Origin of the sequence: Reyranella sp., assembly GCF_965279465.1 — a bacterium.
GTDB lineage: Bacteria > Pseudomonadota > Alphaproteobacteria > Reyranellales > Reyranellaceae > Reyranella.
In genome coordinates, this window is sequence record NZ_OZ257242.1 from 1,552,336 (window position 1) to 1,578,092 (window position 25,757).

Here is a 25,757-nt window from a genome sequence, read left to right on the forward strand (position 1 = left end):
CTGGCCCCGCGAACTTCCTGGCAACGAAAAGCCCGTCGTCTCCGGACGGTGGCGTCCCAGTCCGCCAATCCGTCCGGGCATGGTACAGCGGAAACGACGATGCCCCCGACCGCGACCCGCCCGACCCTCAAACCGCTCCTGCTGGCGCTACTCGCGCTGCTGTCCGCCTTCACGCCGCTGTCGATCGACATGTATCTGCCGGCGCTGCCGGTGATCGCCGCCGATCTGCGCGGCACGGTGGGGGACATCCAGCTCACGCTCTCGGCTTTCCTGGTCGCCTTCGGCTTCGGCCAGATCTTCTATGGACCGGCAGGCGACCGGTTCGGCCGCCGGCCAGTGATCCTGACGGGCCTCGCCACCTACATCGTCGTCAGCATCGGCTGCGCTTTCGCCGCGGAAGCGGGCCATCTCGTGCTGCTGCGCCTCCTGCAGGGGCTGGCGGCGTGCGGCGGCGTGGTGCTGGCGCGCACCATGGTGCGTGACCTCGCCGAGAAGGACCAGGCGGCGCGGGCCATGTCGCTGATGCACGCCTGCTCCTCGATCGCCCCGATGCTGGCGCCGCTGATCGGTGGGCAGGTCCTGTGGTTCTTCGGCTGGCGGGCGATCTTCTGGGTGTTGGCGGGCATCGGCGCGCTGGCCTGGGTGGCGGCCTGGTTGCGCCTGCCCGAGACATTGCGGCCGGAATACCGCCAACCGCTCCATCTCGGCTCGGTGCTGAAACGGTACGGCGAGCTCGTGCGCCATCGCGCCTTCATGGGCTACGCGCTGACCGGCGCGTTCCAGTTCGGCGCGCTGTTTTCCTTCCTGTCGGGCTCGCCCTTCGTCTTCATCGAGCGCTACGGCGTCGAGCCGCGGGCCTTCGGCTTGATCTTCGGCGCCCAGGTGATGTTCCTGACCCTGGCCAGCCTGACGAATGCCCGATTCGTGCCCAGGGTCGGCGCACATCACATGCTGCGGTCCGCCGTCATCGTCCCGGCAATCGTCGGCCCGATCGTCCTGGTGACGGGCCTGGTCGAGGCACACACCGGTGCGATCGGCCTTTGGCCGTTCCTGCCTCTTTTCGTGCTCCAGATCGCCTCAAACAGCTTCGTCGGCCCCAACGCCATGGCGATGGCGCTCCAACGCTATCCTCATATGGCCGGAACTGCCTCGTCGCTCATGGGCGTCATGCAATTCGGAGTCGGCGCCCTGTTCGGCGCGATCGTCGGCCAGGCCTTCGACGGCACCATCGTGCCGATGACCACGGCGATGGGGCTGGCCGGCGTGATGTGCTTCCTCAGCAATCGGCTGCTCGTCGGGAACCGGCATTAGACGGTGGCGAGCGCAGGCCCTCTTGCGGCTCACTGAATAGCTTGCACGTGGGCCATGAAGAAGTTGAGGGGCTTCCAGCGGACGCCTCACAGCGCGATCCATCGTGCTTGCTCGTCAGACGGCTTCGGCCCGTGGCAGGCAGAGGACAACGCGCAAGCCGCCGGCAGAGGCGCGCGCGAAATCCAGGGTCCCGCCATAGAGTTCGACCAGTTCCTGCACGATCGACAGGCCGAACCCGAAGCCCGGCGCACTTTCGTCGAGACGCTGGCCCGGCTGCAGCACGCGGCGGATCTGCTCGGGCGCGAGACCGTCACCGTCATCGTCGATGGTGAGCGTCAGCAGCCGGCCAGGCCCGGCGGCTGCCTGCACGACGACTGTGCCGTGTGCCCACTTGAACGCGTTCTCCAGCAGATTGCCCGCGATTTCGTCGAAGTCCTGCTCCTCGCAGGCAACGGCGGCAGCCGGCGGAACGTCGATCGTCAGGTCGATGTGCCGTGCGGCATTGACCTTCGACAGCACGGCACCGAGCGCACAAAGCCGCTCGGCAACCACGGTCTGCGCCCGCACCGGTCCGGCGAGGGCTGCGGTACGGGCGCGGCCGAGATGATGGCGAATGCGCCGGTCCATCACCTCGACGAGCGGCGCCAGGTCTGCCTCGTTGTCCCGGCTGCGCGACAGGGCCAGGCCCAGCGTGGCGAGCGGAGTCTTGAGGCCATGCGCGAGATTGGCGACGTGCCGGCGGGCGCGCTCGAGATTCGCCGCGTTCTGCTCGAGCAGCGCGTTCATTTCGGCCACGAGGGGACGCACCTCGGCGGGCTGGTCGGCTGGCAGGCGTTCGCTGCGGCCGGCGCGCACGTCGGCGACGGCGTCGCGCAAACGGGCGAGGGGGCGCAGCCCAAGCCTCACCTGGAGCAGCATCGCGAGAAGCAGCGCCCCTTCGAGCGCGGCAAGCGCGAGGCCGAGAATGGTGAGCGCATCGAACAGCGGTCCGCGCACGGCGGCGCGCGGCGCGGTGGCCACGATCTCCGCTCGCACGTCCTCCACGGCCACAACCTTTGCGCGGAAATGAAGCGCGTCGCCGCCTGGCCCCGGACCGTCCGCCGGCAGGGGAGGCGGGGCGGCCGGGCGCGATCCGACCGGCGGCAAGGGCGGCGGCGATAACGCCGGGACATCGAGCGTCTCTGCGCGCAGGGCGCGGGCGCGCAACGTGTTGGCCGGGCCGCTGACCTGCCAGTACCAGCCGCGGCCGGGCCGATCGAATGGCGGACCGTCGGCATTGCCGGAGAGGGCAAGTCGTCCGTCCTTGTCGGCACGCAGCATCGAGGCGAGGAACACGATCTGGGTGTCGAGCCGCTCGTCGACCTGCCGCTGGATGAAGTGATGCAGCAGGAAGCCGATCGCGATGCCCGCGACGAGCAACGCCACGGTGATGAACAGCGCCGCGCCAGCCAGCAGTCGGGCGCCCAGGGATAAGGATGCCCACATCACGTGGTGCCGCAGACCAGTCGGTAGCCGCGGCCGCGCACGGTCTCGATGGCATCGTGGCCGATCTTGCGGCGCAGGCGGGCAACGATCACTTCCAGCGAGTTCGAATCGGTGACGATATCGCCTTCGTAGACCTTCTCGGCGAGCGCGATGCGATCGACCGGGACATCCTTCTTCAGGATCAGGCATTCGAGCACCCGCCATTCGAGCGCCGTCAGCTTGAGCGCCAGCCCGTCGCGCTCGAACACACCGGTCTGAGCGTCGAAGGCGATCGCGCCGCAGACGATGCGCGGTGCGGCGTGGCCCGCCGAGCGTCGCACCAGCGCACGCAGCCGCATGATCAGCTCCTCGATCCGGAACGGCTTGGTCAGGTAATCGTCGGCGCCGGCCTTGAAGCCCTCGACCTTCTCGCTCCAGCCGTCGCGTGCCGTCAGGATGAGCACCGGCAGCTGTCGGCCGGCCTGCCGCCAGGCACGCAGCACGGCGGCGCCCGGCACTTTCGGGAGGCCGAGATCGAGGACGGCGGCGTCATAGGTTTCCGTCTCGCCGAGATGCTGGCCGTCCTCGCCGTTGCCCGCGATGTCGACGGCGAAATTCTCGTCGCGCAGGGCATCTGCGATCTGTTGCGACAGCAGGCGGTCGTCCTCGACCAGAAGGATCTTCATCGGTTTCGCCGGGTTCCGGGCATCTTTGGATGCCAGCACGAGTAGCGGGCGAAGCTTAACGCAGTCTGAACCGCGCGGTTCAGACTGGATTTGGACGGGTTCGCTAGCTTGTGCCCATCGCAACCCCTCACAGGAGGCATCCGTGACACTCAAATCCACCCTGCTCTCGACTGCCGTGCTGGCGGCCCTGGTCGCCGGTTCGCCGGCCTTCGCGCAGGCGCCGCCACCGCCCGCGCCGCCTTCGCCGCCTCAGGCGGTCATGCTGCTCACCCCCGTCGTCATCGACAAGCTGCAGGCCGACAACATCGTCGCCGTGAAGGGCAGCGTCGCCGAGATTTTCGGCAACAAGTTCATCCTGCAGGACGACACCGGCCGTGCGCTGGTCGAGCTCGGCCCGCAGGGCGAGAACGGCGCCGCCGTCGCGAAGGGCGAGCTGGTCATGGTGCAGGGCCGCTTCGAGCGCGGCTTCATCGTGGCGCAGACCGTGTCGCATGCCGATGGCCGCAACCAGGCCTTCGGTCCGCCGTCACCGCCGCCCCGTCCGCCGCGCGACGCGGCCGTGGATCGCGGTCCCGGCGGCCGTCTTCCCCCGCCGCCCCCGCCGCCGCGCTGATCGGAGAACGGCATGCCAGATCATCATCACGCCCGCGCGTCGGGCAGGATCCTCCATGTCTTCGGCCATCGCTTCGTGGTCGAGACCGCTGCCGGCGCGATCCTCGCCGACCTGACGCCGAAGGGTGCCGACCGGATCGCCCTTCGCGTCGGCGACCAGGTTTCTCTCGAGGGCGAGCAGAAGCCCACGGAGCTCAAGGTCACGAGCTTCACGCGGGACGGACAGACGGTGCGGATCGAGCATCCCCCTAAGCCGCATCACGACCATCACGGCGGCAATGTCGACCCCGCCGTCGTTCTCAAGGCGGCGCGCAACGCCGGCTATGAGCCGGTCGGCGCCCCGCGCCGCAAGCCCAAGCACTTCGAGGTGCTGGGCCGCCGCGACGGCCGCTTCACCGAGCTGCACATCGAGCTCGACGGCCATATCCGCAAGACGAAGCCCGCGGCAGGCGACGACCCGAAATGGGCGGAGGCGCGGTAGCGCCTCTTCAGTGGACCGCGAGCTTGCGGCTTGGCATGAAATAGAGCGCACAGGATGTCTGCGGTCCATAGCATGATAACGAACGGCAGGCCGCCTCATCGAGGCGGCCTGCCTCTTCAATGCCGAACCGCGCGCAGGTCGACAATCAGCTCCTCTGCTTCCACGCTGCTGTACTCGTCGAGGCCAAGACAGATCTTGGCGGCCGCCTCGAACGCCCAATATCGAGCACCGCTCCTAGCCAGCTCGGCCGCTATCAGAGGTGCGGCCCGCCGATCGCCGCGCGCCAGGCCACGCAGCGCTTCGCCGCGGATGATGTCGTCCTCGTCCACGGTGACGCGCTGCATCAGCGCTTCTCGAATTTTCGGCCCATCGAAGCACTCGGCTGAGCCGAGTGTCGTGGTCGCCCAGTCGCGTGCCTTGACATAGGGATCTGCCATAAGCTGCAGAAGGACCGGAACGGCGGCCGGCAGCGTCGTGCCCATCAGCGAGAGGGCCACGCCCTGTCGGATCGCCGGCTCGGGATGGTCTTCCAGGGCGAGCAAGTCGGCATCGCAGCGATGGTTGCAGAGATGACCGAGCCCGTAGATCGCCAAGACCTGAACGTCTTTGGACGGATCGCGCAGGAGCGCCACGAGGGCGTCGCAGCATTCCTCCAGGGCTCATCGCTGTCGTCCTGGTGATCGACGAATGCCGTCTCGATCAAGGCCGCCGTCGACCAGCTGTCGTCGACCGCTTTCATGTTCAGCGCCGCAGGTCGATCACCAGCATGTCGCCGTTCTCGTTGCCGATGGCGAGGCGGAAGCCGTCGGGTGACCACGCCAACGCGCTGACCGGCGAGGCATCGGACATCTTGAGCACCACCGAACGGCGCATCTTGATGTCGCCGAGCTGCAACTCTCCCGAATCGTAGCCGCCGGCCACGAATTCGGCGGAAGGGTGCGCTGCGACCACGGTGATCAGGCCGGCGCCTTCCTCGCCGAACTGAAGCGGCGGCTTGCCCTCGGGGCCCTTGCCCGCGAACGGCCAAGCCGTGAAAACCGGCTGCGAGGACGTGTAGAGCCAGCGCGCGTCGGCCGACCACGACAGCGACTTCACCTTGGCGGGATAGCCCGCCATGCGCATGTCGCTCGCCTGGGCGATGCGCCAGACATGGATGTCGTTCTCCTGAGTGCCGGTGGCGATGAACTTGCCGTCGGTGCTCCATTTCAGCGCGACGTGACTGCCGCGCCAGCCGAAGCGGCGCGGCGGCAGGACGACCTGGCCGATGCTCCAGATCGTGATCCCATCGTAGTGAGAGCAGGCGATGCGGCTGCCGTCCTTGCTGAAGTCGATGCCGGTCACCGTGCTCTGGTGCGGGCCGAACTCGCGCACCTCGCCCGCCTTGTCGACCACGAGCGCCATCTTGCCCGCCGAGGCCGCGACCGTTCCGTTGGCGCGATGGGGGGCGAGCTTGTCGATCCACTTGCCTTTCTGGACCGCGATCTCGCTCGCGCTGCCGTCGGCGGCGATGCGCAGCAGGCGGCCGTCGTCGCCGCCGCTGATGAAGCCATCGTTGAGCGGGTCGCCGATCAGCGACAGCACCGCGCCCTTGTGCAGCGGCTCCTGTGCCTCGGCCGCCGCGTTGTTCACATCTGCCGGCAGCAGGCGCACGCGTCCATCACCGAGCGCGAACGCGGCGGTCTTGCCGTCGCGGCTGAAGGCGCAGGCGGAGACAGGCGCGTCCGACGCAACCGAACGGGCGGGCGGCAGCGTCGACCGCCACGCCGGATTTCCGAGATCGAGCTTCACTGGCTTACTTCAGGCAGTCTTCGAAGCCGCGCTTCAGGTTCTCGGCATCGAGGTTGCGGCCGATGAAGACCAGCTTGCTGGCACGCTTCTCGCCATCCTTCCACGCGGTGCCCCAGTCGGCGTCCATCATCATGTGCACGCCTTGATAGACATAGCGCTTGGGGGCGCCGTCGATCGCCAGGATACCCTTGCTGCGCAGGATGTCGCCGCCGCGCAGCTGCAGCAGCGCGCCCATCCATTTCTGGAACTTGTCGGGATCGACCGGCTTGTCGGCGGTGAAGCTGAGGCTCGCGACCTCGTCGCCGTGATCGTGGTCATGGCCGTGCTCGAGGAAGTCGGGCTCGAACTCGAGGATGCGCTTCAAGTCAAACGCGCCCTTGTCGAGGATGGCGGCGAGCTCGATCTGGCTCTTCTGCGTGCGGTGCAGCCGGGCGTAGGGATTGATCGACTTGATCTTGTCTTCGACCTTGGCCAGGTCCTCGGCGCTCACGAGATCGGTCTTGTTGAGCAGGATCACGTCGGCGAACGCGACCTGCTCCTCCGCCTCGTCGCCCTGCTCGAGCTGGCCGAGGAAGTGCTTGGCGTCGACCACGGTGACGATCGCGTCGAGCCGGGTGCGGGCCTTAACGTCGTCGTCGGTGAAGAAGGTCTGCGCGACGGGGCCGGGATCGGCGAGGCCGGTGGTCTCGACCAGGATGCCGTCGAACTTCTCCTTGCGCTTCATCAGGCCTTCGATGATGCGGATCAGGTCGCCGCGCACGGTGCAGCAGATGCAGCCGTTGTTCATCTCGAACACTTCCTCGTCCGCATTGACCACGAGGTCGTTGTCGACACCGAGCTCGCCGAACTCGTTGACGATCACGGCGTACTTCTTGCCATGCTGTTCGCTCAATATCCGGTTGAGCAATGTGGTCTTGCCGGCGCCGAGATAGCCGGTGAGCACCGTCACGGGAACTTGTGCCTGAGCCATGGGAATCCTTGAAATTTGGCCCTTGAGATAGGAGCTTCGCCGGGGGTGCGCAACTGCAGTTGCGTCGCCCGGTGCTTCGGTGCTGGCCGAACCGTTTCCGGACAACGGCATGATACGACAGGCCATGTCCCGGATGTTCTACGGCTGGCGGATCGTCGCGGTTTGCCTGGTGGCGTCGGTCTTCGCCAATGGGCTCGGCCTGTTCGGCGCCGGCGTCTATCTGCACGCCCTGGTCGAACGGAACGGCTGGCCGACCGGCCTCGTCTCGGGCGCGATCACGCTGTTCTATGTCGTGAGCGCGCTGCTGCTGATTCCGGTCGGTGGAATCCTCGGCCGCTTCGGGCCGCAGCCGGTCTTCGCGCTCGGGACAGCGGCCCTGGCGGGCGGCGTCGCCGCGATCGGCTATGTCGCGGCCCCGTGGCAGACCTATGCCGCCTTTCTCGTCATGGGGATCGGCTGGGCCTGCCTGTCGATGACCGCAGTGGCGACGACGCTCGCACCGTGGTTCGAGCGCCACCAGGGCCGCGCCGTGTCGATCGCCTCGCTCGGCGCCAGCGTCGGCGGACTGGCCGGCGTCCCGGTCCTGCTGCTCGGCATCGATCGTCTGGGATTTGCCGGAGCCACGACGGTCGGCGCGGCGAGCGCCGTGCTGGTCATGTTGCCGCTCACCGTCTTCGTGCTGAAGCGCCGGCCGCAGGATATCGGCCTGCTGCCCGATGGCGCAGGCGCGTCCTCGGCCACCGGCGCCCGGGCGGCAGCCTGGAACCGGCGTGACGCCTTGCGCACCGCGGCGCTGCGCAGCGTGATGGCGGGTTTCGGCATCGGCATGATGGTGCAGGTCGGTTTCGTCACCCACCAGGTGACGCTGCTGGCGCCCGCGCTCGGTACGGCCGGCACGTCGATCGCCGTGTCGGCAACGGCGATCTCCGCCCTTCTGAGCCGGCTGGTGCTTGCGCGCTTCGCCGACCATATGAGTGCGCGGACGACCGCTGCGGTGATGATGATGGTGGCGGCGGCCTCGCTGGCTGCGATGGCGGTCCGACCTGCTCCCGCAATGCTCGTCGCGGGCAGCGTGCTGATGGGCATGACCATCGGCAATGTCACGACGCTGGGGCCGATCATCGTGCGGCGCGAGTTCGGCGCGGCGTCGTTCGGCGCCGTCTATGGCATCGCCTCGTGCGTCATCCAGCTCGCGACGGCGCTCGGCCCGAGCTTCTACGGCCTGTTGCACGACGGGTTCGGCGGCTACCGGGTGCCGCTCCTGCTGGCCGCGACGGTCGATGTCGGCGCGGCCGTCGTCGTCCTCGCCGGCAAGGCTAAGGCCGCTCACCCCTGATCAGCTTGGGCAGATCGCCGCCCAGCCCCATGGCGTGGCGGACGAAGAGCTTGCGCAGCGAGGGAATGCGATTGACGCTGGCCAGGCCGACATCGCGGATCAGGCGCAGCGGCGCGATGTCGTTGGAGAACAGGCGGTTCAGCAGGTCGGTCGCCGCGACCATGGTGAAATTGTCGGCTCGTCGCCAGCGCGCATAGCGCTCGAGCGTGTCGGCGGCGCCGATGTCGAGGCCGAGCCGCCTGGCGTCGACCAGCACCTCGACCAGTGCCGCGATATCGCGCACGCCGAGATTGTAGCCTTGGCCGGCGATCGGATGGATGCCGTGCGCCGCGTCGCCAACCAGCACCATGCGCTCGTCGACGTAGCGCTCGGCATGGATAAGCCCGAGCGGATAGGACCAGCGCGGTCCGGCCGGCTCGACGTGCCCGAGGAAATTTCCGAAGCGGCGTGCGAACTCGGCGTTGAAGCGCGGTGCATCGAGCTCGAGCAGGCGTATGGCGATCGACGCGCGTTCGGTCCAGACGATCGACGAGCGGTGCTCGCCCGCTTTTCCATCTATCGCCTCGCCGTCCTGCATCGGCAGGATGGCGAACGGTCCGCCGGGCAGGAATTTCTCCTGTGCCACGCCGCGATGCGGCCGTTCGTGGTGCGCCACCAGCACGATCGCGATCTGGTCGTACGACCAGGCACGCGCACCGATGCCGGCGTCTTCGCGCATGGTGCCGAATCGACCTTCGGCCGAGGCGACGAGGCGTGCGGCGAGCAGCCGGCCGCTCTTCAGCGCGATCTCGGCCTTGTCCGCGCTGCGGCTGGTGTCGAGGGCCTCATCGGGCGCCACCAGCTCGACCCTGGGGCAGGCCTGGAGACGCCGTAGCATCGCGGCGCGCAGGAAGCGGTTTTCGACGATCCAGCCCATTGGCGCGGCCTCGCCCTCGCCCTCACCGGCCTCGCGATGATCGAAATGCAGGAACAAGGGGCTGGTGCGGCCGTCGTGCCCCGTATCGGAGATGCGGATATCGAGGATCGGCTCGGCGTGGCCTTCGAGCTCATCCCACACGCCGATCGCCTTGAAAAGCCGTTGGCTGGTGTAGGCGATGGCCGTCGTGCGGCCATCGAAGCCGGCTTCGGCCAACGACGTGAGCGGCATTCGATCGATCAACGCGGTCTGCAGCCCCGCCTCGCCCGCTGCCAGGGCGAGCAGGCTGCCGTTCAGGCCGGCGCCGATGACGGCGAGGTCGATGCGATCGCTGTCCGGGGAGGGCGACATGATCGCCCTACATGACAGCCGAGGGATCGTGCGGCAACCCCGCCGCACGATCCCTCGGACGATGGATCCGAAAGCTCGAGTTCAGAACGTCTTGCTGATCGAGAAGATGACGCGGCCTTGGCAATTCTGGGTGTTGAGGCAGCCGGCGACGTCGATGTTGGTGTCGGTATAGGCGACGGTCAGGTCGACGCCCCAGACGGTGGCGGTTGCGCCGAGCTGCCAGTCCCAGTAGTTGTCGCCGGGAATGCCGTAGTTGACATAGCGCTCGACGGACTGGTTGCCGATCGTGCCGAACAGCTTGAACGAGACATTCTCGTTGATGTTGATGAAGGGCAGCGGCACGACGGCCTGCGCCCACTTGTACCAGGCGTTTCCGGAATTGGCGAAGAAGTTGGGGCTGTAGCGGACCGCACCGCTGAGCACGACCGGTCCGAAGTCGTAGCCGACCACGAGGCCGATCTCGTTGAAGCCGTACTGCAGGTTGGCGTCGGAGCCCGGATAGTTGTAGCGGATGTAGCCCAGGTCGAAGGTGAGCTTCTCGCTCATCGCCTTGGCGCGGACGCCGGCGATGATGTCGATCTCGGCGGCGGTGCTGGTGCCGGGGAAGTAGACGTTGCTGGCCCAGGCGCCGACATAGCCGGAAATCGAGGCGGTGTCGCTGGCGACCGACGGTGTCTCGTAGGTCAGGAACGGCTGGAAGGCGACCTGGCGCTGGGTCTGGGAGATGCCGCGATAGGAGTAGTCGGTCGCGAAAGTGGCGCCGGCGGAGAAGGTGCCACCGAACGGGCCGCGCCACACCGGCTTCTCGTCATCGGCATTCGCCGCCGTCGCCGCACAAAGGACGAATGCGCCGAGACAGGCCGCCGCCAACTTCTTAAGCATTTCTACAAACTCCCCTTTTTTTTGGCAGGTCTCTCGCGCGGTGCGCTTGCAAGGGTCGTGCCAATCGACATCACGCAGCCGTGCGGAAGCTTTGGCACGGACATTGCAGACCCGGGCATCAGCCGTTCGACGAGAGTCTCGCTTGGAGGGGAGATACGAAAATGAAGATGGTGATGGCGATTTTCAAGCCGTTCAAACTGGATGATGTGCGTGATGCACTCACAGCGCTCGGCATCCAGGGCTTGACGGTCAGCGAGGTAAAGGGATTCGGGCGCCAGAAGGGTCAAACTGAAATCTACCGCGGCGCCGAATATGCGGTCAGTTTCTTGCCCAAGGTGAAGATCGAAGTGGTGGTCGACGATGGCCTCGTCGAACGCGCCGTCGAGACCATCCGCAAGGCAGCGGGCACCGATAAGATCGGTGACGGCAAGATCTTCGTCTACGGAATCGAGCAGGCGATCCGCATTCGAACCGGCGAGTCCGGTATCGACGCGCTGTGATGATTCGAGATTCAACCGATATCCGAGGTAAGGAAAATGATTCGCAAGTTTCGTGATCTGGCGACCGGCCTTGGGGTGGCTGGCGCTGTCCTTCTGCCAATGGCTGCCTGGGCGGCCGATGAGAAGCCCAAGCTTGATACCGGCGACACAGCCTGGATGCTCACCTCGACCGCACTGGTCCTGATGATGACCATCCCCGGGCTGGCGCTGTTCTACGGCGGCATGGTGCGCAAGAAGAACGTGCTCGCCACGGTCATGCAGAGCTTCGCCGTGACCTGCCTGGTGACCGTCCTCTGGATGATGATCACCTACAGTCTCGCCTTCAGCAGCGGCAATTCCTTGGTCGGCGGCATGGGCCGCGTCTTCCTCGCGGGCATGACGCTCGACTCGGTGCAGGACCTGGCGAAGACGATCCCCGAATCGGTCTTCATGTGCTTCCAGATGACCTTCGCCATCATCACCCCGGCACTGATCGCCGGCGCCTTCGCCGAACGCATGAAGTTCTCGGCCATGATGTGGTTCATGGGCCTGTGGGCCATCGTGGTCTATGCGCCGATCGCCCATTGGGTGTGGGGCGGCGGGTTCCTCGGCGACTGGGGCGTGCTCGACTATGCCGGCGGCACCGTGGTGCACATCAATGCCGGCGTCGCGGGCCTGATCTGTGCGCTGGTCCTCGGCAAGCGCAAGGGCTTCGGGGCCGACAACATGGCGCCGTACAATCTGGTCTACTCGGTGATCGGCGCATCGCTGCTGTGGGTCGGCTGGTTCGGCTTCAACGCCGGTTCGGCGGTCTCCGCCAGTGTCAATGCCGGCATGGCCATGGCCGTGACCCAGATCGCCGCCGCTGCCGCGGCCCTTGCCTGGATGTTCGCGGAATGGATTGCCCGCGGCAAGCCTTCGGTCCTCGGCATCGTCTCGGGCGCCGTGGCCGGTCTCGTCGCCATCACGCCCGCCTCCGGGTTCGTCAATCCGACCGGCGCGTTGGCGATCGGTATCGTGGCTGGCGTGATCTGCTTCTGGGGCGCCACGGGCCTCAAGCACGCCATGGGCTACGATGACTCGCTCGACGCGTTTGGCGTGCACGGAGTCGGCGGCTTCGTCGGCGCGATCCTGACCGGCGTGTTCGCCGTCGAGGCGATCGGCGGCGAGGGCAAGAAGGGCCTGATCGACGGCAATGCCGGCCAGGTCCTGACCCAGCTCTGGGGCTCCCTGGTCTGCATCGCCTGGTGTGCGGTGGCGACCTTTATCATCCTCAAGATCGTCGATGTGGTGATCGGACTGCGCGTCACGGCCGAGGAAGAGGTCGAGGGCCTCGACATCAACCTTCATGGCGAGACGGTGCACTAGCAGCATTCGCCTGGCTTCCCGAACCGGTTTCCTCCCCGGTTCTTGACCGCCGCTCCGTGTCGCGGTGGTCGTACCTCGGCCCGACGGGTTTCCGTCGGGCCATTTTCTTTGGCGTTTGACGCCGTGCCTGCTAGATCACTGTGTGTCGTTCGGCGACAGAGTGAGGAGACAGTCCATGAAGCTGGTGTCCGCCATCATCAAGCCGTTCAAGCTCGACGAAGTGCGCGATTCGCTGACCGGCGTGGGCGTTTCGGGCCTGACGGTGAGCGAGGTCAAGGGGTTCGGACGTCAGAAGGGCCAGACCGAGATCTATCGCGGCGCCGAGTATCTGGTGAGCTTCCTGCCCAAGGTAAAGATCGAGATCGTGGTCGACGACAGCCAGGTCGAGCGCGCCGTGGAAGCGATCCAGAAAGCCGCCCACACCGGCAAGATCGGCGACGGCAAGATCTTCGTGACCGCGGTCGAGCAGGCCCTGCGCATCCGGACGGGCGAGACCGGCTCGAACGCGCTGTAGTTCACGCTCCCTGCCGATCCATACGCCACGATCGGCGGCTTGGAACCCTCCGGATTTCCGGCAAGTAGTCTCCGTATGTAAGCCGCTGAAGACCGTGGAAGCGGGGCTATGCGCCATCACGCCCGCCGCCGGCTTGCCGGGCCGTGGGCGGCGATGATGATCGGGCCGGTGCCGGTGCGACGAGAAGACGGAGGATTTCGATACCGCACTCCCCGGCGAGCCTGTCCAGTAAACAGGCAGGGGCGCGCCTCACAGCCGCAGGCGCTAGCCCTAGAGTGTCCCTCTTTTAATCACGCCAATAGTTGAAGAAAGCGGCCTAGTTGATTGTTGTGATGGGGTTATCTCTTGCCTAAAATAAGACAATAGTTTGTTCGGCGAGAGCCCCTTCGCGCCGGCGTCGTGTCTTGCCCGGCCGAACCAGGCCCACTGGATGGTTGTTGATGTTCAACCCTCGTCTGACCGAGACGTTGACCGATTTCCCGTTCGCGCGGTTGAACGCGCTGCTGGCACCGATCGCGCCGCCGGAAAACGTCGCGTTGATCAATATGTCGGTCGGCGAGCCGCAGGGCGCGATGCCCGCCTTCGCGCGCCAGATCGTCAATGACGAGATCGATGGCTGGAACCGCTATCCGCCCAATGGTGGCCTGCCCGACCTCAATGCGGCGATCTGCGAGTGGTTGACGCGACGCTACCGGCTGCCGGCTGGCCTGCTCGATCCCACGCAGCACGTCCATCCGACGGCGGGCAGCAAGGAAGGCGTTTACATCATCGCCACCGTGGCGACGCCGCAGCAGAAGGGCGGCGCCAAGCCGATCGTCGCGCTGCCCAACCCGTTCTACCAGGCCTACCTCGGCGGCGCGGTGCTGTCCGGTGCGGAGCCACTGCTGGTCAATGCGCCGGCGTCTAACGGCTTCCTGCCCGATTACGAGAGCCTCGACGAGGCGACCTGGAAGCGTCTGACGGTCGTCTATCTCTGCTCGCCGGCAAATCCGCAGGGCGCCATCGCGGGCAAGGACTACCTCAAGACGCTGCTGCGACTTTGCCGCAAGCACGACGCCGTGCTGGCTGTCGACGAATGCTACGCCGAGATCTACACCGGCGACGCTCCGCCGGGCGCGCTGGAGGCGGCGCTCGAGATCGACGAGACAGGCGGCAAGGACCCGTTCCGCAATCTCGCTGTCTTCCATTCACTGTCCAAGCGCTCGAACGCGGCCGGTCTGCGCTCGGGCTTTGCGGCGGGCGATCCGAAGCTGGTGGCGATGATCCTGCGCTGGCGCACTTACGGCGGGCCGCAGATCCCGTTCGCCGTCCAGAAGGCCTCGGCCGCGCTGTGGCGCGAGGAGACGCATCCGCTGGCGACGCGCGAATGGTATCGCAGGAACTTCAGGATCGCCGAGCAGATCCTGCATAACCGCTTCGGCTACTACACGCCGGGCGGCGGCTTCTTCCTGTGGCTCGATGTCGGCGATGGCGAGGAGGCGACGCGTCGGTTGTGGCGCGAAGCGCATGTCAAGGTGCTGCCGGGCGCCTATGCCTGCCGCGAGACCCACGGCATCAACACGGCCGAGCGCTACATCCGGGTCGCGCTGGTGCATGACGAGAAGACCACGCGGGAGGGACTTTCCCGCCTCGCCTCGGTGCTGTGATGGCCAATATCGGGATCGCTGGTTCCCATCGGACGACGATCCTGCCCGAAGGCGGGCGCGATTTCCTGCGCCGTCGCCTGATGGAGCTGGTGGGGGTTGGTTTCGCCGCCCTCGGCGTGGCGATGCTGATGGCGGTCTTCACCTTCAGCACGGCCGATCCGTCGCTCAACCACGCGACCGGCAATGCACCCGTCAACCTTATGGGTGTGCCGGGCGCCTATGTCTCCGACGTGCTGCTGCAGACCTTCGGCCTCGCCATCGTGCTGGTGCCGGTAGCGCTGATCACCTGGGGCGTGCGCATGCTGCGCACCCATCATCTCGGTTTCTTCGGCCTGCGCCTATCGCTGCTCCTGCTGGCCCTGCTGATGATGAGCGTGGCCTGTGTCGGGCTGGGCGACGTCGGCGGCGCGGCGACGCATGCCGGCCCCGGCGGGCTGGTCGGGCTCGCCCTGATCGGACGATTCCGCGAGTTCGTGCTGACCCATTCGAGCGGCGGCAGCCTCGCCCTGATCGAGCCCGCCTGCGCGGCACTGGCCTTCATCGCCATGGCGCCGGCGCTGGGCATGAACCGCACCGACCTGCCGCTGATCTTCCGCATCTTGCGCGCGCCGTTCATCTGGAGCAGGTGGCTGGTGCATGCGTTCGTCGGCCTATGGCGCGGCCGGACGGAATCGTTCGACGACCGGAACGAGCCGCCGGCGCCCGAGATCGGCTACGCCGAGATTCCGGGCGAGATCGATGCCAGCCAGTACGATCCGGCCCATTTCGAAGCCACTACTTCGCCAAACGCGCGATTCGAGCAGATCCCGATCGAGGGCGCGCCGCTGCCGCCTCGCGACTCGCTGATGGTCGAAGCGCCCTATGCGCCGATCGAGCCGGCGGCGGGCGAGATTCCGCCCCCGCCCGGGCAAATGCGCGCGGTGTCTCCGACCCCAGCCGACGGCGCGGGACCGAACTCCATGGTCGAACGCACGCTGTTCGATCGCCTGGCCGGCGGCTTCCGCGTTGAGCCGATCATGGGGCGCCTGCGTCCGGGCGCTGCGCCGGTCGAGGAAGCTAAACCGGGAGCCATCGAACCGATCGCTTTCTCCCCTCCATCGCGAGAGGTCGACGCGGACGACGGCAGCACGACGGCCGGCAGCGCTCAGCCTGCCGACGGCGAGGACAATCCCTTCGCGCCCGACGCATTGCTCGGCGAATCGCCGGACGGGGAGGCGTCCACCGGCCCGGTGGTGAAGATCGTGCCGCGCAAGCCGTCCGCGGCGGTGGGCAAGCGCGCCTCCAAGGCCGGTCAGCGCGAGCTCGATCTCGGGGGCGACTATCAGCTCCCGCCGCTCGACCTGCTGTCGCTGCCGACGCGTGTCGCGGCCGAGACCAAGATCGACGAGGCGGCGCTCGAGCAGAACGCCCGCCTGCTCGAGACGGTGCTCGAGGACTTCGGCGTCAAGGGCCAGATCGTGAAGGTCCGGCCCGGTCCCGTGGTGACGCTCTACGAGCTCGAGCCCGCGCCCGGCACCAAGGCGAGCCGCGTGATCGGCCTCGCCGATGATATCGCCCGCTCGATGAGCGCCGTCTCGGCGCGCGTCGCCACCGTACCGGGGCGCAACGTGATCGGCATCGAGCTGCCCAATGCAAAGCGCGAGACGGTGTTCCTGCGCGAGATGTTCTCGGCGCGCCACTACGAGGACTCGCGCCTCGCTCTGCCGCTGGCGCTGGGCAAGGACATCGGCGGCGATCCGGTGATCGCCGACCTCGCGCGCATGCCGCATCTGCTGATCGGCGGCACCACCGGCTCGGGCAAGTCGGTGGCGGTCAACACCATGATCCTGTCGCTGCTCTACCGGCTGCCGCCGGACAAGTGCCGCTTCATCATGATCGACCCCAAGATGCTCGAGCTCAGCGTCTATCAGGACATCCCGCACCTGCTGACTCCCGTGGTCACCGAACCGCGCAAGGCGATCGTCGCCCTGAAGTGGGTGGTGCGCGAGATGGAGGACCGCTATCGCGCGATGAGCGCCCAGGGCGTGCGCAACATCGCGGGCTACAACGAGAAGCTCGGCGAGGCGCGCAAGAAGGGGACCATGCTGACCCGCAAGGTCCAGACCGGCATCGATCCCGAGACGCGCAAGCCGACCTTCGAGGACGAGGAGGTCGATCTCAATCCATTGCCCTTCATCGTCGTGATCATCGACGAGATGGCCGACCTGATGCTGGTCGCCGGCAAGGAGATCGAGGCCGCCGTCCAGCGCCTGGCGCAGATGGCGCGCGCCGCCGGCATCCACGTCGTGATGGCGACTCAGCGGCCGTCGGTCGACGTCATCACCGGCACCATCAAGGCCAACTTCCCGACCCGCATCTCCTTCCAGGTGACGTCGAAGATCGACAGCCGCACGATCCTGGGCGAGCAGGGCGGCGAGCAGCTGCTCGGCCAGGGCGACATGCTCTACATGGCGGGCGGCGGCAAGATCGCGCGCGTGCATGGGCCGTTCGTGTCTGACGGCGAGGTCGAGGAGGTCGTGCGGCACCTCCGGGCGCAGGGCGCGCCGGCCTATATCGAATCGGTCACCGACGATCCCGACGCGGAAGAAGGCGGCGGCGCGCCGGGCGAAGGCGGCGAGGAAGGCGAAAGCGACCAGCTCTACGACCAGGCGATCGCGATCGTCGCCCGCGAGCGCAAGTGCTCGACCAGCTTCATCCAGCGCTACCTGCAGATCGGCTACAACCGCGCCGCGCGCATCGTCGAGCGCATGGAGCGCGAGGGCGTGGTCACTGCCGCCAACCATGTCGGCAAGCGCGAGGTGCTGGCGCGCGACATCGACAACCGCGAGCGGTAAGGGCTCAGTGCTGGGCCCGCGCCGCGGAGTGGCGTGGTCCCAGCGATGAGTGAACCGCGTCAGCCCGGCGCGGCGCCTTGCGTTCCGACATAGAGGGCGTAGAGCGACTGGCTCGCCGCCATGAAGAGGCGATTGCGCTTGGGTCCGCCGAAGCAGACGTTGCCGCACACTTCCGGCAACCGGATGCGGCCGATCAGCTTGCCGTCGGGATTCCACACCGTGACGCCGCTATAGCCCACATTGCGGCCGGCATTGCTCGAGGCCCACAGGTTGCCGTTGACGTCGCAGCGCAATCCGTCCGGCCCGCATTTGATGCCATCCACCACGCAGTCGGAGAAGCGTCGGCCGTTGGCGAGCTTGTTGTCGTCGCCGACATCGAACGCCCAGATGTCGCCCTTTCCGCCCGGTCCGGTGTCGCCCGGACCCTTGCCGGTGCTGGCGACGTAGAGCCGCTTGTGGTCAGGCGAGAAGCAGAGGCCGTTCGGATCGGGCACCTGCTCCTCGGTGATCACCAGGTCGACCCGGCCGCTCGGGTCGATGCGATAGCAGTTGGTCGGCAGCTCGCGCCGGAAGCTGCCCATGCCCGGCGGCTGGCCGAGCGTCGGCTTCAGCCGGCCCTGCGCATTGCTCGGACCGCCAGCAGTGTCAGGCGTGCCCTCGTAAAGCTGACCGCCATAGGGCGGGTCCGTGAACCAGTAGCTGCCGTCGGGATGCGGCACCACGTCGTTCGGGGAGTTGAGCCGCTTGCCCTGGTAGCTGTCGGCCAGCACCGAGACCGAGCCGTCGAGCTCGTAGCGCACCACCCGGCGCGTCAGGTGCTCGCAGGAAAGCTGTCGTCCCTGGAAGTCGAAGGTATTGCCGTTGCTGTTATTGGAGGGCAGGCGGAATACGCTCACCCGTCCGTCGTCCTCGAGCCAGCGGAGCTGGCGGTTGTTGGGGATGTCGCTCCACAGCAGGTACCGGCCCTGCGCATTCCAGGCCGGGCCTTCGGCCCACAGCGCACCGGTCCACAGCCGCATGATCGAAGCGTTCGGTTGGGTGATTGCGCCGAACGAAGGATCGACCGCGAGGACATCAGGATCGCTGAAATAGGTGGTGGGCGCGCCGCGCGGGCTGAAATCGCGCGGCGGAGTCGTGATCGTGGTGGGCGGACCGACCGGGGCTGGCGGGGTGGTCTGCGCTTGCGCCAACAGGGGTAGGGCAGCAGTGCCGAGGCCGGCTGCCGCGATCAGGCCGCGCCGCGACAAATCGCGGGCACTGGTTTGGCTGGTCATGAGAGCTCCTCCCGAGAGCGTTTTGTTGTTCGGCAATTGAGAACGCGGGTACGCGGTAGAGAGCGGCAAGAGCCTATTCCGCGCCCTGCGGATGGACAATCGGTGCCCATGCATATCCCGGCTTATCCGCCAGTCGCATTTCTGTAACCAAAGAGTCGCCCCTCTGCAGCCTGCACCGGCTACGGAGCCCTCACGGGGCGCGTTGCGGAGTCGGGCATGCTGCGGCTGGACGGTGTGGTGAAGAAGTTCGGCGACAAGCGCGCCGTCGACGGCATCTCGCTGGTCGTGCCCAAGGGCCAGCTCGTCGGGGTGATCGGCCAGTCGGGCTCCGGCAAGTCGACCTTGCTGCGCATGATCAACCGGCTGAATGACCCGAGCGACGGCCGCATCTTCTTCGAAGGCACCGACGTCACCGCGCTGCAGGGCCGCGACCTGCGCGCCTGGCGCGCGCGCTGCGCCATGATCTTCCAGCAGTTCAACCTCGCCGGCCGGCTCGACGTGCTGACCAATGTCATGATGGGCCGGGCCTTCCATGCGCCGCTGTGGCGCGCGCTGCTCAAGCTGTGGACCGAGGAGGAGAAGGCGATGGGCCTCTCCGCGCTCGAGGGCCTCGACATGGCCCGCCTGTCGGGCCAGCGCGCCGACACCCTGTCCGGCGGCCAGCAGCAGCGGGTGGCGATCGCCCGCGCGCTGATCCAGGAGCCCGAGATCATCCTGGCCGACGAGCCGATCGCCTCGCTCGATCCGCGCAACACCCAGGTGGTGATGGACGCGCTGCTGCACATCAACAAGCACTTCGGCATCACGGTGATGGTCAACCTCCACAGCCTCGAGCTGGCGCGCAAGTACTGCGACCGGCTGGTCGGCTTGGCATCGGGCCGCATCGTGTTCGACGGCGTGCCGGCGCAGCTTACCGAAGGCGTGGCGCGCGACCTCTACGGGCTGGAAGCCGGGGACGTCGCCGCTGCCAATGCCCGCCCCGACTTCGGCACGGTGCCCGGCTTCGCTGTCGCTGGTCCCTGACCCCTCTTCACAGCAAGGAGACATTCATGATCAACCGTCGACTCATGCTCGGCACGACGCTCGCTGCCGGCAGCGCGATCCTGGCCGGCGGCGCCCGCGCTCAGTCCTGGAAGTCCAAGTATCCCGAGCTGGTGCTGGCGGTGGTGCCGGCCGAAAACGCGTCGGGCGTGACCGATCGTTATGCGCCGTTCGTCGAGTACCTCTCCAAGGAACTTGGCACCAAGGTGACCCTGCGCGTCGCCAACGACTACGCCGCGGTGATCGAAGGGCAGCGCAACGGCACGATCCACATCGCGGGCTACGGCCCGGCCGCCTATGCCCGCGCGGTCGTGACCGGCGTGAAGGTCGAGCCGTTCTGCACCACCGTGAACGGCGACGGCACACTCGGCTACTACTCGGTCTTTTACGTGCGTGCCGACAGCCCTTACAAGACGTTGGAAGACCTCAAGGGCAAGAATCTCGGCCTGGTCGACCCCAACTCGGCCTCTGGCAACAACGTGCCGCGCTTCCTGCTGAACAAGTTGAAGATCAATCCCGATAGCTACTTCGCGCACGTCACCTATGCCGGCAGCCATGAGAACGCGGTCATTGCGTTGCAGCAGAAGACGGTCGACGTAGCCGCCAACTGGTGGAACTCCGACGACGATTCGAACTTGACGCGCATGGTGGCCAAGGGCCTCGCCAAGAAAGAGGACTTCCGGATCATCACGAAGTCGGACCTGATCCCCAACTCGCCCTTTGCCTATCCGGCCGACCTCCCGGCTGACCTCAAGGCGGCGATCGCGAAGGCCTTCCAGGAAGCGCCGACCAAGGCCAAGGCCGCCTTCGACAAGCTGTCGGACGGCAAGGACCGCGAATTCAAGCCCGTAGACGCCAAGTACTACGAAGGCGTTGTCGAGCTGATCAAGTTCGTCGACAGCCTGCGCAAGCAGAAGAGCTGATGCCGCGTGGCGTCACCGGTCGTCCATCTGCCCGACGCGCAACTGAGGCCGCTGCTCGCGGCCTACGACGCGTCGGTCCGCGCCCGGCGCTGGAACTCGATCCTGATCGCCGCCTGTGTCGTCGTGGCGGTCGCACTGTCGTCGGTCTCAGCCGAGGTCGACCCTGTCAAGTTCTTCGCCAATCTGGGCAACTTCACGAGCTATCTCGGTCGGTTGCTTCATCTCGATAGCGGCGCGCTGGTGTTCACCGACCCGGTCGAATGGTACTGGGGTCTGGCGCGCTGGCTGCGGCTGCTCGCCGAGACCTTGCTGATGGCCTACGTCGGCACCGCGCTGGGCGCGATCGGCGCTTTCTTCCTCTGCTTCCTGGCCGCGGCTAATGTCTCGCCGCGGCCGTGGCTCCGCGTGCTGATGCGCCGCTTCTGCGAGCTCTGCCGCACCGTGCCGGAACTGGTCTTCGCGCTGCTGTTCGTGATCGCATTCGGGCTCGGGCCGATGGCGGGCGTGCTGGCGGTGGCCATTCACACCTTGGGCGCACTTGGCAAATTGTTCGCCGAGGTGGTCGAGAACATCGACATGAAGCCAGTCGAAGGCGTGACGGCGACGGGCGCGCACTGGACCGCGGCGATGCGCTATGGCGCTCTGCCGCAGACAATGTCGAACTTCGTCAGCTACACGCTGCTGCGTTTCGAGGTCAATGTGCGTGGCGCCACGGTGATGGGCTTCGTCGGCGCCGGCGGCATCGGCATGGATCTCGTGGAGGCAATCCGCAAGTTCTACTATTCCGACGTCTCGGCGATCCTGCTGCTGATCGTGATCGCGGTGTCGGTGATCGACACGCTGACCGGCGTGGTGCGCCATCGCCTGATCGGCCTGGAGGACCGCCGCTGATGGCCACGCGCATGACGGTCGACACGGCCGCGATCCGCGCGCGGCATCCGCATCATTTCGGCCGGCCGAGCAGGAGCCGGCAGTTCCTGCTCGCGATGGGCATCGCCGCCGCCCTGTTGCTGCTGTTCGGCATGGCCCAGCTCGGTTTCTTCGATGGCAAGTTCCTGGCCGGGCTCGGCAAGCTGGGCGAGATCGCGGGCCTCATGCTGCCACCCAATCCCGGCGACTGGGCCCACGTCCGCGTCTATGTGATGTCACTGATCGAGACGGTGGCGATCTCGCTGCTGGGGACGCTGGCAGCGGCCGTGCTGGCCGTACCACTTGCGCTGCTGGCGGCGAAGAACGTGACCACCGCCCGGGTCCTGCACTTCCTCTCGCGCCGCTCGCTCGACACCATCCGCAGCGTCGATATCCTCATTTGGGCGCTGATCTGGATCAACGTGGTGGGGCTCGGTCCCTTTGCGGGGGTGCTGGCGATCATGACCTCCGACATCGGAAGTTTCGGCAAGCTGTTCTCCGAGGCGATCGAGGCCGCCGACCGCAAGCCGCGCGAGGGCATCATCTCGACTGGCGGCAGCGCGATTCTTGGCATCCGCTTCGGCATCCTGCCGGAGGTCTTCCCCGTGCTGGCGAGCCAGGTGCTCTATTTCTTCGAATCGAATACCCGCTCGGCGACCATCATCGGCATCGTCGGCGCTGGCGGTATCGGCCTGCACCTTGCCGAGGCGATCCGGACTCTCGAGCTGCAGCAGGCCTCGTTCATCATCGTGATGATCCTGATCGCTGTCGCTGCCATCGACATGGTGTCGAACCAGCTCCGCTTTGCCCTGATCGGCCGCCGGGGCCAGCTGGCATGAGCAAAGCCCCGCCGCGCTACGCGCTCTATTACGCACCCCGTCCGGAGGAAGCCCTTGCCGTTCTCGCGAGCCAGTGGCTGGGCTGCACGGCCGACGCCGGCCGCGCGCCTCGCCTGCCGCTGTCGTCGGGGCTCGATCCGCGGCGCCTGGCCGAGATCACCGCGGAGCCGCGCCGCTATGGCTTTCACGCCACGTTGAAGCCGCCCATGGCGCTGATCGACGACGTGTCCGAGACCGACTTCCTCGCCGCGGTTGGCCGCTTCGCGGCGAGCCGGCGCACCTTCAATACGCCACCGCTCGCGCTCGCCGAGCTGTCAGGCTTCCTGGCCCTGGTACCGACGGCCCGCTCACCCGAGCTGCAGGACCTCGCGGACCTTTGCGTGATCGAGTTCGATGAGTTCCGCCGGCCCGCGGGCGAAGAAGAGCTGGCGCGGCGGCGCGCGGCCGGTCTTTCGCCGCGGCAGGACGAGCTGCTGCTGCGCTGGGGCTATCCCTATGTGCTGGAGGAATGGCGCTTCCATCTGACGCTCACCGGCCGGCTTCCGGATGCGGCCGAGCGGACGGTGGTGACGAACATCCTGCGCCAGCGGTTTTCGCATCTGGTCGACCGTCCCCTGCCGGTGCGCGATCTCTGCGTCTTCCGCCAGGCCGCGCCCGACCGCGCTTTCACCATGCTGGAGCGCTTCAGGCTCGGCGTCGGACGGCCGACGAAGGTTGAAGTCTGGCGATCAAGCTGACGAAGGATTGCGCCGCCGTCTCCAGGGCGCCGTCGTTCAGGATCGTGACGAGGCGCGGGTCCGTCATGTCATAGGCCTCGCTGCGATCCAGCCGCGCGGCGGTGGCGCTTCCGGGTTCCCGGCCGCGCGCCGCAAGCCGCTCGGCCAGCCGTGCCACGGGGGCGGTGATCAGCACCGGCCAGGTGTCGTCGTCGATCCCGCCCAGCTTGAGGAAATGCTCGCGCGACCCCGAGATCACGACGGCCAGGCCGGCCTTGCGCCAGCCATGGACCTCGCGGCCGATGCCATAGTGATTGCCATGCGCTACCCAGTGGAAGGCGAAGAGCCCGTGCTCGCGGCGCAAGGCAAACTCGGCCTGTGTGAGCGCAATATGGTTCTCGCCGCCCGCCTCGGCCGGGCGCGTGATGTAGCGATGGGCGAAGACCACCGGCGCGTCGGGCGCGAGCATGTCGCGTGCGAGGTTCATCACCGAATCCTTGCCCGCACCGGACGGTCCCATGACATAGACGAGAGGGGTCACGGTCTTTTAGTCCGGATGACATGACCGTGCATCAGACGACCCGCTCGCCTTCGCGCCACACGGCGCGCACCATCGGCGCATCGCCCAGCATGCGCACCCGGACCAGGTCGGCCCGCTTGTCGGCAGCGATCTCGCCGCGATCGTTGAGGCCCACGGCGCGCGCGGGATTGAGCGAGGCGAGCCGCACGGCATGCGGCAGGTCGATGCCGGCATCGCTGCCAGGCAGCTTGAAAACACCTTCCATCAGGCTCGCCGGCACATAGTCCGACGACAGGATATCGGCCTGGCCGGCGCGGATCAGGTCGATGGCGGCGATGTTGCCGGAGTGGGAACCGCCGAGCACCAGGTTGGGCGCGCCGACCAGCACGGCCAGCCCGGCGTCGCGCGAAGCTCCGGCTGCCTCCCAGGTGGTGGGGAACTCGGCGATGGTCATGCCGTTGCGTACGGCCTCCAACACGTGCTCGGTGGTGGCGTCGTCGTGGCTGGCGAGCGGCAGGGCGCGCGCCTGGGCGCGCGACACGATCTCGTGCCGGTGCTTGACCGCGTTGCGTTGATGCAGCTCGAGCGAGCGCGCGTGAAATACCTCGAACTGCTCCTCGGTCATGGCGAACTTGCCCATGTAGTATTGCTTCAGCTTCGAGGGATCGAGGAACTGGCGTTGACCGGGCGTGTGGTCGTTGATCGACATCAGCCCGACCAGCGGCAGGTCGATCCAACGGTCCACCGCCTCGATCGCGTCGTCGGGCGTGACCTCGCAGCGGAGGTGGAGGCGATGCTCGGCACGGGTCATGCGCCGCTCGCTCGCCTCGCAGATCGCTTCGACCATGCGGGTGCGGTTCTGCACCCGGTCGGTGTCGCCGCGCACGTCGCCCAGGGACAGCGAGTCGAACACGGTCGTGATACCGCCGGCGGCGATCTGGGTGTCGTGCGCCATCACGGCCGGCACCGCGGGCCACTTCACGCCGGGCCTCGGCGAGAAGTGTTTCTCCATGTTGTCGGTGTGCAGCTCGATCAGGCCGGGCACCAGCGTGTCGCCCTCCAGGTCGATGGCGCCGGCGGCGCAGGAGCGGCCGTGGCTCACTTCGGCAATTCGGCCGTCGCGCACCACGACGCTGCCCTCGAAGGCGGCATCCGCCGTCACGATGCGGCCGTTGGTCAGGACGATCTCCGTGCTCATGGCTGTGCTCCGGGCAGGGCGACGTTATGAAGACGGGTTGCGACCGCATCGCGCACGGCCCCGTCGTGGAAGATGCCGACGATCGCCGCACCCGCTTCGCGGCGCTGGCGGATGAGGTCGATCACGCCGTCACGATTGGCCGCGTCGAGCGACGCGGTCGGCTCGTCGAGCAGCAGAATCGGATAGTCGGCGATCAGCGAGCGCGCGATGTTGACCCGCTGCTGCTCGCCGCCGGAGAAGGTCGCGGGCGGCAGCGCCCACAGCCGGTCGGGAATGCCGAGCAGGCCGAGCAGGAACTCGGCGCGGCGGCGCGCCTCTTCCAAGGGGGCACCGCGCCGCACCATCGGCTCAGCGACGACATCGACGGCGCCGACCCGCGGGATGACGCGCAGGAACTGGCTGACGAAGCCCATCGTATGGCGGCGGACATCGAGCGTGATCCTCGGCTCGGCGCCGACCAGTTCCACCCAGTGGTCGCGATGACGGACCTGGATCGAGCCGGACTGCGGCCGGTAGTTGCCATAGAGCGAGCGCAGCAGGGTGCTCTTGCCGGCACCGGAGGGGCCGACCAGCGCCAGGCACTCGCCTGGTGCGACGGCGAGCGCCACGTCCTGCAGCACGGGCAGCGCCAGGTGACCCTGCGCATGCACCACGAAGGACTTGTTGAGGGCGGAAACGCGCAGGACAGGGAGCATCGTC

General features: G+C 67.2%; 25 protein-coding genes. 14 read left to right on the forward strand and 11 right to left on the reverse strand.

Annotated features, from left to right (window positions below):
• The first annotated feature begins 99 nt into the window (after positions 1 to 99).
• Positions 100 to 1,311 (forward strand): Bcr/CflA family multidrug efflux MFS transporter, encoded by a 1,212-nt coding sequence (locus ACQY8M_RS07515; protein ID WP_428670438.1) that lies wholly within the window; start codon positions 100 to 102, stop codon positions 1,309 to 1,311.
• 114 nt (positions 1,312 to 1,425) lie between these two features.
• Here the strand turns inward: ACQY8M_RS07515 and ACQY8M_RS07520 are convergent, their stop codons facing one another.
• Positions 1,426 to 2,796 carry a sensor histidine kinase gene (locus tag ACQY8M_RS07520; RefSeq protein ID WP_428675331.1) on the reverse strand — a complete coding sequence of 457 codons (1,371 nt, stop codon included), beginning with the start codon at positions 2,794 to 2,796 and terminating at the stop codon, positions 1,426 to 1,428.
• On the reverse strand, positions 2,796 to 3,461 hold the full coding sequence (locus tag ACQY8M_RS07525) for a response regulator (protein WP_428670440.1): 666 nt from the start codon (positions 3,459 to 3,461) through the stop codon (positions 2,796 to 2,798). The genes ACQY8M_RS07520 and ACQY8M_RS07525 overlap by 1 nt, the downstream gene beginning before the upstream one ends.
• A 142-nt stretch (positions 3,462 to 3,603) precedes the next feature.
• On the opposite strand from ACQY8M_RS07525, the gene ACQY8M_RS07530 reads away from it, so the two are divergent.
• Positions 3,604 to 4,074, forward strand: coding sequence for a hypothetical protein (locus ACQY8M_RS07530; RefSeq protein ID WP_428670442.1), 471 nt, complete (start codon positions 3,604 to 3,606; stop codon positions 4,072 to 4,074).
• A gap of 12 nt (positions 4,075 to 4,086) precedes the next feature.
• Complete coding sequence (locus ACQY8M_RS07535) at positions 4,087 to 4,554, forward strand: hypothetical protein (protein WP_428670444.1); 468 nt, start codon at positions 4,087 to 4,089, stop codon at positions 4,552 to 4,554.
• Between the two features lie 116 nt (positions 4,555 to 4,670).
• Here ACQY8M_RS07535 and ACQY8M_RS07540 read toward each other — a convergent pair whose 3' ends face one another.
• The 3 genes from ACQY8M_RS07540 to ACQY8M_RS07550 all read right to left on the reverse strand — a co-directional run bounded on the left by ACQY8M_RS07540 (position 4,671) and on the right by ACQY8M_RS07550 (position 7,318).
• Positions 4,671 to 5,186, reverse strand: a complete 516-nt coding sequence (locus tag ACQY8M_RS07540; RefSeq protein ID WP_428670446.1) for a HEAT repeat domain-containing protein — start codon at positions 5,184 to 5,186, stop codon at positions 4,671 to 4,673.
• A gap of 109 nt (positions 5,187 to 5,295) precedes the next feature.
• Positions 5,296 to 6,342 (reverse strand): WD40 repeat domain-containing protein, encoded by a 1,047-nt coding sequence (locus tag ACQY8M_RS07545; protein ID WP_428670448.1) that lies wholly within the window; start codon positions 6,340 to 6,342, stop codon positions 5,296 to 5,298.
• Between the two features lie 4 nt (positions 6,343 to 6,346).
• Positions 6,347 to 7,318, reverse strand: a complete 972-nt coding sequence (locus ACQY8M_RS07550; RefSeq protein ID WP_428675332.1) for a CobW family GTP-binding protein — start codon at positions 7,316 to 7,318, stop codon at positions 6,347 to 6,349.
• A 103-nt stretch (positions 7,319 to 7,421) separates the two neighbouring features.
• On the opposite strand from ACQY8M_RS07550, the gene ACQY8M_RS07555 reads away from it, so the two are divergent.
• Positions 7,422 to 8,648 carry an MFS transporter gene (locus tag ACQY8M_RS07555; protein ID WP_428670450.1) on the forward strand — a complete coding sequence of 409 codons (1,227 nt, stop codon included), beginning with the start codon at positions 7,422 to 7,424 and terminating at the stop codon, positions 8,646 to 8,648.
• Here the strand turns inward: ACQY8M_RS07555 and ACQY8M_RS07560 are convergent.
• The gene (locus tag ACQY8M_RS07560; protein WP_428670452.1) at positions 8,629 to 9,915 is read right to left on the reverse strand and encodes a UbiH/UbiF/VisC/COQ6 family ubiquinone biosynthesis hydroxylase; all 1,287 of its coding nucleotides are present in this window, start codon (positions 9,913 to 9,915) and stop codon (positions 8,629 to 8,631) included. The two genes, ACQY8M_RS07555 and ACQY8M_RS07560, sit on opposite strands and share 20 nt — an antisense overlap.
• Positions 9,916 to 9,996: 81 nt before the next feature.
• Entirely contained in the window at positions 9,997 to 10,797 is an 801-nt protein-coding gene (locus tag ACQY8M_RS07565) for a TorF family putative porin (RefSeq protein ID WP_428670454.1), read from the reverse strand.
• A gap of 161 nt (positions 10,798 to 10,958) precedes the next feature.
• Between ACQY8M_RS07565 and ACQY8M_RS07570 the strand changes: the two genes are divergently transcribed.
• The 5 genes from ACQY8M_RS07570 (at position 10,959) to ACQY8M_RS07590 (ending at position 17,638) form a co-directional block, all read left to right on the forward strand.
• Complete coding sequence (locus ACQY8M_RS07570) at positions 10,959 to 11,297, forward strand: P-II family nitrogen regulator (protein ID WP_428670456.1); 339 nt, start codon at positions 10,959 to 10,961, stop codon at positions 11,295 to 11,297.
• Between the two features lie 36 nt (positions 11,298 to 11,333).
• Positions 11,334 to 12,644: an ammonium transporter gene (locus ACQY8M_RS07575; protein ID WP_428670458.1), complete on the forward strand. Its 1,311-nt coding sequence runs from the start codon at positions 11,334 to 11,336 to the stop codon at positions 12,642 to 12,644.
• Positions 12,645 to 12,819: 175 nt separating this feature from the next.
• The gene (locus ACQY8M_RS07580; RefSeq protein WP_428670460.1) at positions 12,820 to 13,158 is read left to right on the forward strand and encodes a P-II family nitrogen regulator; all 339 of its coding nucleotides are present in this window, start codon (positions 12,820 to 12,822) and stop codon (positions 13,156 to 13,158) included.
• Between the two features lie 440 nt (positions 13,159 to 13,598).
• Positions 13,599 to 14,804, forward strand: coding sequence for an aminotransferase class I/II-fold pyridoxal phosphate-dependent enzyme (locus tag ACQY8M_RS07585; RefSeq protein ID WP_428670462.1), 1,206 nt, complete (start codon positions 13,599 to 13,601; stop codon positions 14,802 to 14,804).
• A complete protein-coding gene (locus tag ACQY8M_RS07590) occupies positions 14,804 to 17,638 on the forward strand; it encodes a DNA translocase FtsK 4TM domain-containing protein (protein ID WP_428670464.1) in 2,835 nt (944 codons plus the stop codon). The genes ACQY8M_RS07585 and ACQY8M_RS07590 overlap by 1 nt, the downstream gene beginning before the upstream one ends.
• A gap of 59 nt (positions 17,639 to 17,697) precedes the next feature.
• Here the strand turns inward: ACQY8M_RS07590 and ACQY8M_RS07595 are convergent, their stop codons facing one another.
• Positions 17,698 to 18,912 (reverse strand): SMP-30/gluconolactonase/LRE family protein, encoded by a 1,215-nt coding sequence (locus ACQY8M_RS07595; protein WP_428670466.1) that lies wholly within the window; start codon positions 18,910 to 18,912, stop codon positions 17,698 to 17,700.
• Between the two features lie 216 nt (positions 18,913 to 19,128).
• Here ACQY8M_RS07595 and phnC point away from each other — a divergent pair, with 216 nt between their 5' ends.
• Genes phnC through ACQY8M_RS07620 form a run of 5 tightly spaced genes read left to right on the forward strand, consistent with a single transcriptional unit; the run spans position 19,129 to position 23,361 of the window.
• The gene (gene phnC / locus ACQY8M_RS07600) at positions 19,129 to 19,935 is read left to right on the forward strand and encodes a phosphonate ABC transporter ATP-binding protein (RefSeq protein WP_428670468.1); all 807 of its coding nucleotides are present in this window, start codon (positions 19,129 to 19,131) and stop codon (positions 19,933 to 19,935) included.
• A 26-nt stretch (positions 19,936 to 19,961) separates the two neighbouring features.
• Entirely contained in the window at positions 19,962 to 20,876 is a 915-nt protein-coding gene (phnD, locus tag ACQY8M_RS07605; RefSeq protein WP_428670470.1) for a phosphonate ABC transporter substrate-binding protein, read from the forward strand.
• A gap of 6 nt (positions 20,877 to 20,882) precedes the next feature.
• Entirely contained in the window at positions 20,883 to 21,767 is an 885-nt protein-coding gene (gene phnE / locus ACQY8M_RS07610; protein WP_428670472.1) for a phosphonate ABC transporter, permease protein PhnE, read from the forward strand.
• A complete protein-coding gene (phnE, locus tag ACQY8M_RS07615) occupies positions 21,767 to 22,624 on the forward strand; it encodes a phosphonate ABC transporter, permease protein PhnE (protein WP_428670474.1) in 858 nt (285 codons plus the stop codon). Before phnE (ACQY8M_RS07610) ends, phnE (ACQY8M_RS07615) begins: the two co-directional genes overlap by 1 nt.
• A complete protein-coding gene (locus ACQY8M_RS07620; protein WP_428670476.1) occupies positions 22,621 to 23,361 on the forward strand; it encodes a DUF1045 domain-containing protein in 741 nt (246 codons plus the stop codon). Before phnE (ACQY8M_RS07615) ends, ACQY8M_RS07620 begins: the two co-directional genes overlap by 4 nt.
• Here ACQY8M_RS07620 and phnN read toward each other — a convergent pair.
• Genes phnN through phnL form a run of 3 tightly spaced genes read right to left on the reverse strand, consistent with a single transcriptional unit; the run spans position 23,309 to position 25,753 of the window.
• Positions 23,309 to 23,881, reverse strand: coding sequence for a phosphonate metabolism protein/1,5-bisphosphokinase (PRPP-forming) PhnN (phnN, locus tag ACQY8M_RS07625; protein ID WP_428670478.1), 573 nt, complete (start codon positions 23,879 to 23,881; stop codon positions 23,309 to 23,311). The two genes, ACQY8M_RS07620 and phnN, sit on opposite strands and share 53 nt — an antisense overlap.
• Before the next feature lie 31 nt (positions 23,882 to 23,912).
• Positions 23,913 to 25,058 carry an alpha-D-ribose 1-methylphosphonate 5-triphosphate diphosphatase gene (locus ACQY8M_RS07630; RefSeq protein WP_428670480.1) on the reverse strand — a complete coding sequence of 382 codons (1,146 nt, stop codon included), beginning with the start codon at positions 25,056 to 25,058 and terminating at the stop codon, positions 23,913 to 23,915.
• Positions 25,055 to 25,753: a phosphonate C-P lyase system protein PhnL gene (gene phnL, locus ACQY8M_RS07635; protein ID WP_428675333.1), complete on the reverse strand. Its 699-nt coding sequence runs from the start codon at positions 25,751 to 25,753 to the stop codon at positions 25,055 to 25,057. Before phnL ends, ACQY8M_RS07630 begins: the two co-directional genes overlap by 4 nt.
• Positions 25,754 to 25,757 lie beyond the last annotated feature (4 nt).